Origin of the sequence: Xanthomonas fragariae, assembly GCF_017603965.1 — a bacterium.
Lineage (GTDB): Bacteria > Pseudomonadota > Gammaproteobacteria > Xanthomonadales > Xanthomonadaceae > Xanthomonas > Xanthomonas fragariae_A.
Map to the genome: position 1 here is coordinate 739421 of NZ_CP071955.1, position 13020 is coordinate 752440.

Here is a 13020-nt window from a genome sequence, read left to right on the forward strand (position 1 = left end):
CCTGCCACGACCGCCACATCACTGGCAGCATGTGAAAAGCGTGCGAGTGATGTGCCGACTGCCTACCTACAGGGAGCGCATTCGCCAACGATTGGAAGGCTTCGCGTTGTACGGCCCGCTTCGCAGGTGGACCGGTCAACATCCGCAGCATGGCAACCGTCACCTTCAAGCCGGGCTCATCCGGCACAAACAGGTCTCTCCGTCGAGAGGAGCATCCCCCCAGGCAGGTCTTGAAGCAGGCTGAGCCTAGCACTAGCACCAGCGGCAGTAAGCCGCCGCTTCCACGGCCGCCCAAACGGCGACGGGTAGAGCAGGAGGAGCCTGGAACGGCACCGCAACGCAGGGCGCCCTTGCCCGTGCATGCACGACCCGGAGCACGTGGCGGCGCATGGGACGGGCGCGCCCAGCAACAGTCGGCGACTCACTCGCACCGGCTCGATGATTCCACCCACTGGCACGATACCGCGCCCGGACGGCGCCCGGACAAAATGCCCGCTGACGCCAGCGCCGCGCCGTCGCATCGGCGGCCAACGCATGGCTTGGAGCGGACGAAGGATTTTTGCCTGACCGAACAACAGCCCGATCGGGTGGCAAGGAAACGGCCGCGGGAAGAGCAAGAACTGCATCGGGGCCCACAACAGCGGCCAAGGCATGGCTTGGAGCTGACGACAAGGGATCTCCGCCTGACCGAACAAACGCTCAATCGGGAGGCAAAAGAGCTTCTGTGGCAACAGCGGGCGCGATATCGGCGACAGTTGGATGCGCATAGGCGGATAGATCAGACCCACAACGCTCGCCTGTGCGTCGCCATGGCACAGGACAACGAGCTAGCGCGTCGGATCGGCTGCAAGCTGGCGCTGCCCTTCCTGGATGGGAGCGTCGACGCGGAACCCAATGCGCAGTGGCTCGACAAATATCTTCAGATGCTTGCCAGTGCAAGGGGGGGCGCAGGTGTAACGCAACGCGATCTTGATCGTTGCACCGACCTTGCGGCGCAGTATCTCTACAAGACCGGCTGGTTCGACGGTGCATCGCTGAAACAGCTGGCCCATGTGGGCAACAAGCTGAGCAAGCACCCGGACCAGCCGGCGTGCATGCAGGCAATCGCGTGGATCGCCGGACAGGTGGAGCAGGCCGATGGTCGGTTGGCTCTGGATGGCCGCGAACTGGCCTTGTTACTGAACGCCTTTGCCAAGAACACCGACAGCAGGAGGTGCGAACGCGCGACCGCTTGCTTGGTACGTTACCTGCGGCGTGAAAACCGGGCCCGGCATTCTCTGGACGCGCAGGGCATCAGCCTGGCACTCAATGCCTTCAGTAAGTGGTTCGATCACCCAGACTGCCGGTCCATGGCGCACTCGCTCGCCGCGCGGCTGGCCGACAATCGCGGTGTGTGCAACGCCCTCAAACCGCAAGAAGTGACCAACGCGTTGAACGCCCTGAGCAAATGGCCAGACACACCGGTCTGCAAGGCCGCCGCCAGTGCGCTGGCCTCGCGGCTGGCCGACGAGCCAGGTTTGCGCAACGCCCTCGACCCGCAAGGCGTGGCCACTGCGTTGAACGCCCTGAGCAAATGGCCCGACACCTCGGTCTGCAAGGTCACCATCGCGCTGGCCTCACGGCTGGCCAACGATCCCAGTTTGCGCAACGCCCTCAACCCGCAAGGCGTGGCCAACGCACTCAACGCCCTGAGCAAATGGCCCGACACGCCGGTCTGCAAGGCCGCCGCCAGCGCGCTGGCCTCGCGGCTGGCCGACGATCCGGGTTTGCGCAACACCCTCGAACCGCAACACGTGGCCAGCGCGTTGAATGCCCTGAGCAAATGGCCCGACACGCCGGTCTGCAAGGCCGCCGGCAGCGCGCTGGCCTCGCGGCTGGCCGACGAGCGCGGTTTGCACCACGCCCTCGAACCGCAAGGCGTGGCCAACGCGCTCAATGCCTTGAGCAAATGGCCCGATACGCCGGACTGCGAGGCCGCCGCCAGTGCGCTGGCCTCGCGGCTGGCCGACGAGCGCGGTTTGCGCAATGCGCTCAATCCGCAAGAAGTGACCAACGCGCTCAACGCTCTGAGCAAATGGCCCGACACGCCGGTCTGCCAGGCCGCCGCCAGTGCGCTGGCCTTGCGGCTGGCCGACGAGCGCGATTTGCGCAATGCGCTCAATTCTCAAGAAGTGACCAACGCGCTCAACGCCCTGAGCAAATGGCCCGACAAGCCGGTCTGCCAGGCCGCCGCCAGTGCGCTGGCCTCGCGGCTGGCCGACGAGCCAGAGTTGCGCAACGCCCTCAATCTGCAAGAAGTGGCCAACGTGCTCAACGCCCTGAGCAAATGGCCCGACACGCCTGCATGCACGAAGGCCATCGACGCCTTGGCCGGGCGGCTGACTGCAGACCACGATTTGCGCAACGCCCTCAACCCGCTAGACGTGGCCTTATCGCTCAATGCGCTGAGCAATTTGTTCGGAGGGGTGGTCTGTCGCCAGGCAGCATTGCTGCTCGCCGAGCGCTCAGGCTCGACCGAGTTGCCATGGCAGCAGTTCGACATGCTCGGGCTCGCCCAGGTGGCCAACGCGCTGTCCCGCCTGCTGCGGGTGGATGAGGAAGAGCTCCAGACCTTGGGTGGCGACAAACTGCAGGCGCTGGCCGGGCACCTGGAGCTGCATCGCGAGCGTTTTGAGTCTGCCTCAGTCTCAGATATTGGGCTGATCTTCAAGGCCCTTTCATCGGCGCAGCTTTATCGCAGGATGCACCCTCTGGCGCGACCAGCGCTGGAGCGGGTCGCAGCGCTCATGCACGACGATGGATTACGCGAAACGAACCTCGAGGGGCTAGGCAATCTGTGCATGGGCCTGCTGCCGCTGATCCGCAGTCCGGAGCTGACCCCTCGCCATCGCGGTCACGCCCTGCGCGTATTCAACACGTTGCAGCCGATCGTAGCGCGCAAGATCGACTCGTACCTCACAGTCGGTGGCTCACGTGCATCGGCCCAGACCGAACAGCACGCCACGCGTTGCCCGGCGTTGACGTTCTTCCAGGTGCTCAAGACCTACGCGGTGGTGAGCCGGCAATGGAAGCCGCGCCACCTCGAAGGCGCGCGCCAGCAATTGCGCCAGCGCCGCGAGCAGCTGGCGCAATGGGTCGACCAGACGCTCGAGCGCACGCGCGAGGCCATCGAGGCGGACCTCGGCGAGATGAGCTGGAACCTGATCGCGCAGATCGAGGCGGGCGACCAGGTGTTCGACGCCCTGGACCGGCGCATGGCGAAGGAGGCGCCAAGGATCGCGCAGGCCCATCCACCGAGCCGCTTCGACCTGGGCGCCGGGCGCCTGGGCATGCGTTCGGCACCCGGCCAGCCCGTCGTGCCGGCACCCGGCATTGGCAGCACCACCCACATCGTGGTCGATCTGCGTGGCAAGCAAGTGTCGACCAACGCGACCGAGACGGACAAGCCTTACTCGCTGTTCACGCGGCTGACGGGCCTGCCGCTGGTGGAGGTTCAGCTGCCGGGATCGATTTCGACGTTCATGCTCGCGCGCACGCTCACCTACCAGGACGAGCCCTGGCGCTTCGACATGTTCGGCGGCAGCCGCGCCACGCGCGGCAACATGAGCCGCCCCGCCGATCTGCTGTCCGGCGCCTCTGCATCGCCATCGCTGCTGCCGGCGATCCGCTATGCCGACACCGTCCCGGGCAGCAGCCTGATGAAGCTCATCGCCAAGCTCGCCCCGCAGCGCGAGGACTGGTCGCGCATGCAGCGCTCGCTGCTGGAGATGGTACCGAGCGACCACGTCGTGGAGGGCACGCTGCGCCTGGGCTTTTTCGACGACGTCAGCGGCCCTGCGCACCCGTTCAAGCTCACAGCCCCCGACGGGCGCCCCCTGGCGCTGTGCCCCAACGACGGCTGCGGCTTTCTGAAGCTGGAGGTGGCCCTGCGCATCCCGGCCTTCCGTGAGCGCTTCTGTGCCTGGGAAGCGGTGCAGGCCGGCCGGGCCAGCCAAGCCCAGCGCGACCTTCTGGCCAAGGACAAGGGACCCACGCGACTGGCACCGCAGGCGCTGCAGCACTTCCCGCGCGACCAGGCGGCGCTGCAGGAGGCGCACGAGGCGATGCGGCGCCGGCTGCAGGCGCTGCCGCCCGAGCTGAGCCAACTGGCGCTGTACGAGCTGGCCACCAGCGGCGGCTACGCGGGCCAGAGAATCCGGGCGGTGCCCTCCGCCGACAACAAGGTGCACCTGCCGCGCGAGCGCAGCGGCGCCTTCGACGCCGCCGGCGGCGCCTTGCTGGTCGGCAAGCCGCCTTACGACAAGGAGAACCTGCTGCCGGTGCCGCAGGCGCATGTCGCTACCGCAGCGCAGGGCGATGCCACGGCCGAGTTCCTTGCGCAGTCCTTCGGCATCCAGTACAGCTACACCGGCTTCGACGACAGCTCGGGCGACGCTGTCGGCAGCGACCCGGCGATGCTGCACAGCAAGGGCATGCTCATCGTGGTGCCGGCGCGGAACTGGCCGGCGCAGTTCGCCGACGTGGACCTGGCCTGCTCCAAGGAGGACCTCAAGACCCTGTCGCGCTGGACGGCCGGACGCGACCGCGGTGCCGTGCCGCAGGACATGCTCAGCACCGGCAGCCTGCGGCTCAAGGACATCGTAGAACCCGGGCGCATGGGCGCCCTGCCGATCCCGGAGCTGCGCAAGCGCAACATGGACACCGACGGTGACGATGCGTTCGTGTACGCGGGCTACCCCAGGCTGGCGGAGCTGATCGCGCGCGAGATGGCCGATCGTGAGGTGCGGCGCGGCCAGCCACGCTCCTTCAAACCGCCGAAGACGGCCACGCCGGCCATCGACCCAGACACCGGCCACTACCAGCCCGGGCGGCTGTCCGAGATCATGTCGCTGCAGCGTGGCGGCCAGGTCATGGGCGCGGCCAGCACCCTGGCGGCGCGCTTCATGGCGCAGCCCGACCAGCTGCGCGAGGCAATGGCGCGCAAGATGATGTTCGGTACTTACGACGGCATCGAGCGCGACCTGCGCGACGGCTTGCGCCAGGTGCTCGACGGCGAGACCACAGATCCCCAGGTGTTGGGGCAACTGCGCGCCCAGGCGCACGAAGCGATCGGACGCGCCCACCTGCCCGAGGCGCGTGAAGCGGCCGAACTGCTGCACGCGCAGCTGCTTGAGCTCGAACCGGCGACGGCTCGCTCAGCCGAGGCGCCGCACCTGCCCGACGCGCTGGCTGAAGCGTTCCCAACGCTCGCCCGTGCCTACATGGCCGCGCCCGATGCCGACGCACGTCTGCGCGCCATCCTCGACAACTACCCGGTGTGCCGGTTATCGCACGCGCAGTTCCCGGAGGGGCAACCGGGGTTCATCCCCAACGAGCCGGAACTGAGCATGCGCAACCTGTTCACCATCGCCATCAAGGTGGGAACCGATGCGCTGAAATCCGACACCGGCACAGCGCTGTTCGCCAAGATCGTGGAGTCTTGCGAACGATCCGAGCGAGCGTTCGCCGAGCGGGTGCGCAGCGTGCCGTACGGCAAGGCGACTGCCCGGGCCATGCACGAGGGCCGCTTCGACGCCGAGCAGACCAAGGTGCTCCTGCAGAACATGCCGACGATGGCTGCAGGCGTCATGCAAGACGCGCTGCACGCGCTGCAGCAGGCAGGCCTGATCGACCCACCGCCACCGCCGGCCGAGCGCCTGCGCGCCGTGCAGCCCGAGGACATCGTGCGTGCGGCCCAGGCTCTGCGGACACGCGCCAGGGAGATGGAGCCCGTGGTCACCGACATGCTGATGCGCGCCGTCGAGCTCCACGGTGGGCGACTGGAGGGAATGCGCCATCAATTCAAATCGCCCGGCTCGCTGGTGGAAAAATTCGAGCGGCAAATGGCTTTGAAACAAAAGACCCTGGAAGAAGCGGCCGCTGGCATAAACGACGCCCTGCGCTATAGCGTGGTACTGGAGCCGCGGCACTTCACCGCCGGCCTGCGCGGCGTGCTGGCTTCGCTGGACGATCAAGGCCATGTGCGCGTCAAACTGGTCAACCTGTTCACGCGGCACCGGCAGGCATTCAAGGCAGTCAACGTCACGCTGCGCAGCCCCGAAGGCGCGCTCTGGGAGATCCAGTTCCACACGCCGGACACCTTCAAGCTCAAGGAGCAATTCCACGACCTGTACAAGCACAGCTTTGCGCTGCAGCTTAAGAGCGCCTCACAGGTCGATCAGCGCCAACTGCAGGCGCCGGCGCAGGCCGCCTTCAGCAGCGTGGAGGCGCCGCCAGGCTGCGAGGAGATCGACGATTGGGAATAAGCCCTGCCTTTGCGCGGCGCACGCCGCAGTAGGAGCGGTATGAGGCGCAGTTGAACAGAAAAACGAATAAGCCCGGGACCAACCAGGGTTGCTGACGTATTGCCGCATGCCGACGCTGGCACCCGGCGTGAGGTTCTGGGCACGCAGGTTATGAATGCACCGAACTGGGCAGTGCAGCACTGCACTGCGCTGCGCCTCGCAGGCGGCCATGGCATGTCACCCAGACGGCCCTGCATCTGCCGCGCGTGTCCACGAATACATTTCCGTGGCACACACTACAAGGCGTTTTCACTCAAGCGCTCAGGCGTCTTTCGCTATCATCGCGCAATGACTTCTGCCCCTTGTCTTGTCAGTATTTTCGTCGGCTTGCTGTGCCTTGGCAGCACTGCGCTGCATGCCCAAAGCCTCGACCCGCCGTTGATGGCCATGCGCGATGCCATCGCTGCCGTAGAGCGCGGCCAGTCCGATGCCGGTCAGCTCAGCGCGTTGAGCCGACATCCGCTGTATGGCTGGCTGGAACTGGCCACGCTCAAGCGCACTATCGACAACGTCTCAACCGCACAGGCGCAGGCATTTTTGCAGCGCTACGCAGGCCAGCCGGTGGCCGAGAGCTTTCGCAGTATCTGGCTGCCGGCGGTGGCGCGTCGTCAGGACTGGACCACGCTGCTGGCGAACTGGAAGCCCACCGACAACGCGGGCCTGCGCTGCGCACAGCTGACCGCGCGCCAAGCCACTGGCAAGGCCGATGCGCGGTGGAGCCGCGATGCGCTGACGCTGTGGCGCAACGGCAAGGCGCTGCCCGATGCGTGCGACCCGGTGGTCGCCGGGCTGGATGCACGCGGCGATCTGACGCCCGCATTGCGTTGGGAGCGCGTGGAAGCGGCTGCCGATGCGCAACTGCCTGCGGTGATGCGCACTGCCGCGCGCGGATTGCCGGCCACCGAATTGGCGCTTGCCAACGATTACGCCGCCTTTCTCGACAAGGTGCATCCGCGTGCCTTGATCTGGCCGAAGACCGAGCGCAGCCGCCGCATCGCCGTCGATGGCCTGGCCACATTGGCCAAGACCGACCCGGACGCCGCCGAGCAGCAGCTTCCCCAATTCGCCACAGCGCTCGGCTTCAGCGAGGCGCAACGTGGGCAGGTGCTGTACCAGATCGCGTTGTGGACGGTGGCCTCGTACTTGCAGGGTTCGGCACGCCGCCTCAACGCAGTGCCCGATGCGTCGTACGACGAACGCCTGCACGAATGGCGCGCGCGCGAGGCGATGTCGCGCGGCGATTGGCCTGCCGCGTTGGCCGCGATCCGCAAGATGCCCGCGACCCAGCGCAGCGATTCGCGCTGGCAGTATTTCGAAGCACGCCTTACAGAGAAAACCGGCACTGCTGCTGCCGCACAGCCGCTGTATCGCGCGGCCGCGCAGTCGCCGACCTTCCACGGCTTCCTGGCCGCCGACCGCCTGCAGCAGCCGTACCGCCTGTGTCCGTGGGAGCCCAATGACAGCCCGCAGGCCAAGGCCACTGTTGCGCGTGATCCGGCCTTGATCCGCGCGATCGCTTTGTTCCAGATCGACCGCCCCGGCTGGGCGGTGGCCGAGTGGAACGATGCTGCGACCCGCTTCGACGACACGCAGCGTCGCCTGGCCGTGGAAGTGGCCAGCGACAACGGATGGTTCGACCGTGCGGTGTTCGCGCTTGGCAAGCGGTCGGACGAACAGCGTCTATATTCGCTGCGTTTTCCGCTGTATCACGACAACAGCATTCGTCGCGAAGCAGCCAAGAACGCGATCGACCCGGCCTGGGTGGCGGCGGAGATTCGTGCCGAAAGCATCTTCAATCCACGCGCGCGCTCGCCTGCCAATGCGATGGGCCTGATGCAGGTGTTGCCTGGCACCGGCGCGACCGTGGCCCAGGGCATCGCCCTGCCCGGCTACATGGGCGCGACCAGCCTGTACGAGCCGGACACCAACATCGCCATCGGCACTGCCTATCTACGCCAGCTGCTCAACACCTATGGCCTGCCCTATCTCACCATCGCCGCCTACAATGCCGGCCCCGGTCCCACCGGCCGCTGGCAGTCGCAACGGCCGGGCTTGGAGCCGGATTTCTGGATCGAGACCATCAGCTACAAGGAAACCCGCGAGTACGTTGCGCGCGTGCTGGCCTTCAGCGTGATTTACGACTGGCGCCTCAATGGCGACATGTTGCCGCTGAGCGATCGCCTGATGGGCAAGCTGGCGGACAAGCGCTTGAAGCCGGTGTGCACGCCGGGTCAGGCGGACAATAACGTGGCCCAGAACTGAGAGCGACCGACAAACTACTGCGCTCACCGTCAGGCGGGCGCGGCCGGTGCCTGGAATCGGCATGTACCGCTCGTCCACCGTGGTTCTGAGCGCGCCGTCCGCACTCCACTAACGACTGCTCGCTACGTGTTGCTAGCCACTCCAGGAGCGCGCACGCCGCATCGGGCATCATGTGCGCATGAAAACCTATCTCGTTGGCGGCGCGGTCCGCGATGCTCTGCTTGGTCAGCCAGCCGGGGACCGCGACTGGGTCGTGGTCGGTGCCGATCAGGCACAGATGGACGCGCTGGGTTTCAGGCCGGTCGGCAAGGATTTCCCGGTATTTCTGCATCCGCGCAGCGGCGAGGAGTACGCGCTGGCACGCACCGAGCGTAAATCCGGGCGTGGCTATCGCGGCTTCGTGGTGGATGCCGATCCGTCGGTGACGCTGGAAGAGGATCTGCTGCGTCGCGACTTCACCATCAATGCGATCGCACGCGACGAAGACACTGGCGAGTTGTTCGATCCTTACAATGGCGCACGCGATTTGCAGGCGCGCGTGCTTCGCCATGTTGGGCCAGCGTTTGCCGAAGATCCCCTGCGCGTGTTGCGCGCGGCGCGCTTCATGGCGCGGCTGGCACCGCTTGGTTTCACTATCGCGCCGGAAACGGCTGCATTGATGCGCGAAATGTCAGCCAGCGGCGAATTGGACAGCCTGGTGCCGGAACGTGTGTGGCAGGAGCTGCGTCGCGTATTGGCCAGTGCACAGCCATCGGCATTCCTGCGGACCTTGCACGATACCGATGCACTGCGCAGCATCCTGCCCGAAATCGATGCATTGTATGGTGTGCCGCAGCGCGCCGATTTTCACCCGGAAGTGGACACCGGGATTCACCAGGAAATGGTCAGCGACATGGCCGCGCGATTGGCACCCGGCGATGCGCTGGTGGGCTTTGCTGCGCTCACCCACGATGTGGGCAAGGCACTCACGCCACCTCACGAATGGCCACGCCACGTGATGCACGAACAACGCGGCATCGCGCCATTGCAGGCACTGTGCGAACGCCTCAAGGTGCCGCAGGATTACCGGCAACTCGCCGTCACTGCCTGCCGCGAACACTTGAACGTGCATCGCCTGGCAGAACTCCGCGACCGCACCGTGCACGAGCTGCTGGTGCGCTGCGATGCCTTCCGCCGGCCGGAGCGCATCGCACAACTCGCACTGGTCTGCGAAGCGGACAAGCGTGGCCGACTAGGCAGCGAAGAGGCCGCCTACCCGCAGGGCGAAGAACTCAAACGTTTGCATGCCGTCGCGCTGGCGATCAATGCGCGCGACCTGGCAGCCGCGGGGTTGCAAGGCCCGCAGATCGGCGAGGCATTGGCCAAGGCACGGATCGCTGCGATTTCCGATGCGCGCACAAGGTAGATGTCGGCGGATGTCACAGCTGGATTCGTCGCGCATTTCAGCCACGGTGCACGCCGCAACCGGCAGCTCCTGAACTTGCCGTCTCAGAGGGTCATGCCGGGCTGTGATTGTGATTGCAGGCGGTCTTGGGCGATGCGCTGGGCGATCTGTGCATGCTGCAGATCGCCTTCCTGCGCCACCTGCATCGAGGCCTGGATCGACGGCGCCGGCGCGTGCATCGGCACGCATGCGCAACCGAGCGGGTGGTCGTTATTGGACGCATACACCGTATTGCGCGCCACATAGAATTCGCCCTTCCAGCCGGGCTTGAAGTAGGACTCGTTCAGCGCCGCGGTGATCTGGGTCAGGCGCTCCTCCGAAAACCGATGGCCTTGCGCCTGCATCCGCTCCTGTACGTCCGCATACAGCGCATGCCGGGGATGGGCGGGGTCGCTGTAGGGCAGCAACCCAGGCAACGGCTGCGTGCGTTCGCCCTGGGCCGCAGCAGCGGTGGCCGGCTGTTCCTTGTCGCGTTGCGCATCGCGGGTTTTTTCGTCTTCGGCGCGTCGCTCGTGCTCGCGCTGCTGCTCCTGTTTTTGCTGCTGTTGGTGTTGCTGCTGGTGTTGCTGCAATTGCAGCTGCTGGTCCTGCTGCAATTGCCACTGGCGTTGCTGTTCTAGCGCTTGCGCGTGCATGTCCTGCTGCTGCCCGGACTGCGCGCTGGCGCGCGGGCTCGGCGCTGCTTGCATCGCTGCGGTCTGGTGAGGTTGTGGAGGTTGCTGCGGTTGCACGGTCATCGTAGGCAGCGTTGTCGCAGCCTGCGCCTGATGGCGTGCCTGCACCTCGCTCATTGCCTGGCGGATGTCTTCGCTGCTGGTGGTTGCTGCGACGCGTACCACGGCATCGGCATCGCGACGCAGATGCTGGATCGGGCTATCTACCGAATAATGCCCCAAGGCATCGCGTTGCAAGGCCAGCGAGGTGGTTGCCGCATCGATCCCGTGCGCATCGCGGGTGCGTTGCACGGCAAGCTGGATCGCTGCTACGGTCGTAGCGTTGGGCGCAACGCCATAAGCGATATAAGTTGCCTGGGTGTTGGCTTGGTCCTGCTGTTGCAGCGTTGGCCTCTGCCGCGCGGGCATCTGCGCCATCGCCTGTGCATGCTGCTCCAACGCAGGTTGCAGCCGCGCGCGCGTGGTTTCCAGTTCCAATGCCACATTGCCTTGGGCAACCTCCCCTTGGTGGTGCCACCGGCCTTGCGCATCACGTTGATAGTGTGCGCCGTTCGATGCTTGCAGCGAGTCCGGGTTCAATGCGGTTTGCACAGCGGCAGGCATGGGCCCAATATCGTCCCAGCCGTTGCGCTGGTGTGCCGCTTGATAGGTCGCTGCAATCACCGCTGGCCCACGGGCGATGTTGGCTTCCACCACTTGAGCCGCTTGTCGGTCCAATGCGGCATTGCGCTCGGGGCTTGCAGGATCAACCGTCCATATCGGCCGATCGTTCTGGTCTACTTCGTCGGCCACCATCCGCGACCACTGGCCATTCGCAGGATCATGTCGCCAATCCCTTTGATAAAGGTGGGAGGTATCCGTCTCGCTGGATCGCTGCACATACGGATTGCTGGGCTGCACCTTGCCCAGCGCCTGTTCCGTCGCTGTGCGACTGGCGTGATAATTCAGCTCGCGTGCTTTTTCTGGCAGCGCGAACATGGCCTGCTTTTGCGATGTATCCACGCCATCATTTTGCAGATCGGTTTTTTGTTGCCGCAGCCACTGAGTGCCGTTGAATTCCCAGCTCACGCCCTCGTTGTCGGTCTGCGTATAGATCCGACGGTTATCCCAACGTGTCGCGGCCTTGTCGGCAGCTGCACTGAACAGATACCCATCGGCCAGCACCAGCGCGACTGGGCCGGCACCTGTTGTGCCCACCACGGCAGCGGCGGCGGTTCCGCCTGCCCAACCACCCGCGCCGCGGGCGCCGAAGTGCAATGCTTCCGAACGTGCAGCGGTGAGGTTGTCCTGCGACAGCAGCGTGCTCACGCGCTCGCCGGTTTGCACCGCATCGTAGGCGCTTGCCGCGACTCCCAAACCCGCCAGGCCTGCGGTCATTCCTGCGCGGTGCAGGCCGGGGATTTCAGGCTCGGGCACGGGAATACGCGCGGGCGGAGCGCCCGGGCGCACGAGTTCGTCGATGGTGGCGATGCCTTCCAGCCGACTGGCAACCCCGTCGCTGACGTTGAGCTCCGCGTGCTCGGCGAGCAATTTCGCGCTGATGGCAGGATCGGAATTGGGAATGTCTTGCGCATGTGCTGGCAGATCGCGATGCCAATCGGCTTGTTGCTGCCATTTCTCGCGCAGCTGCTGTGTGACGGCAGGATCCTTGAACCACGCATTGCGCGCTTGCTCCAATGCCTGTGCGGGGGCACGCGCGTCGGTGCGGCTGTCGTAGAGCTCTGCGCCCTGGCGATTGAAAATGCGGATTGGCGCGCTGGTCTGCGCGTGTACGGTGTCCAGGCTGATCGGCAGTTTGGTGTAGATGGCTTCGCGTGCGCCTGCGGGGACGTAGCGGCCGTGGCCTTCTCGATCCAGTTGCTGAGCAAATCTGGCGTCAACACCATGCTCGCTTTCCAGCTTGTGCGCGGCCATTACGCGCACTTCGACATCGTAACCGCGTGCTTGCAAATCCTTGATCAGATCCGAACTCCACTGGCCATTGCTGAGCGTGGTGTCGAAGATCAGGTTCTTCCTGCCGTCGATGGTGGCCTGCAATAGTTCGTCGGCCCAGCGGCTGGCATCGGGGTGGGTGTAGCCTGACCATGTGTAGGGGTGGGCGTTGCGGAGGGCTTCTACTTGAGGATGGAACTCTCGCAATTCGTCTGGATCGATCTTTACTACATCTTGGTTGAGTTCAAGTTCGGCTACTTCGGCAAGCCTTCCCTTACCCGCGCCCGGCTGGCCTGCAAGGATAATGGCTTTGGGGTTTTCCAATGATGACTTTTTCAATAAACCAGCTGCTTCAATAATCTCT

4 protein-coding genes and 1 other RNA gene are annotated in these 13020 nt (G+C 65.4%); 4 read left to right on the plus strand and 1 reads right to left on the minus strand.

Translation table 11 applies throughout. The annotated features are described in order from the left end of the window. Window positions 1-356 precede the first annotated feature (356 nt). From xopAD to J5I97_RS03505, 4 genes are all read left to right on the plus strand, one after another. Entirely contained in the window at window positions 357-6305 is a 5949-nt protein-coding gene (gene xopAD, locus J5I97_RS03490; RefSeq protein ID WP_208589098.1) for a XopAD/skwp family type III secretion system effector, read from the plus strand. A gap of 327 nt (window positions 6306-6632) precedes the next feature. Next, window positions 6633-8606: a transglycosylase SLT domain-containing protein gene (locus J5I97_RS03495; RefSeq protein WP_208589105.1), complete on the plus strand. Its 1974-nt coding sequence runs from the start codon at window positions 6633-6635 to the stop codon at window positions 8604-8606. A gap of 61 nt (window positions 8607-8667) precedes the next feature. Next, window positions 8668-8744: non-coding RNA, sX9 sRNA (locus J5I97_RS03500), on the plus strand. Window positions 8745-8784: 40 nt separating this feature from the next. After that, the gene (locus J5I97_RS03505) at window positions 8785-10011 is read left to right on the plus strand and encodes a multifunctional CCA addition/repair protein (RefSeq protein WP_208589109.1); all 1227 of its coding nucleotides are present in this window, start codon (window positions 8785-8787) and stop codon (window positions 10009-10011) included. Between the two features lie 83 nt (window positions 10012-10094). Here the strand turns inward: J5I97_RS03505 and J5I97_RS03510 are convergent, their stop codons facing one another. Then, window positions 10095-12980, minus strand: a complete 2886-nt coding sequence (locus J5I97_RS03510) for a zeta toxin family protein (protein ID WP_430541817.1) — start codon at window positions 12978-12980, stop codon at window positions 10095-10097. Window positions 12981-13020: the final 40 nt, after the last annotated feature.

Bases quoted from the DNA above. Each gene is read 5' to 3' on its own strand.
- J5I97_RS03495 (WP_208589105.1), top strand. From the start codon at position 6,633: ATGACTTCTGCCCCTTGTCTTGTCAGTATTTTCGTCGGCTTGCTGTGC.
- J5I97_RS03505 (WP_208589109.1), top strand. From the start codon at position 8,785: ATGAAAACCTATCTCGTTGGCGGCGCGGTCCGCGATGCTCTGCTTGGT.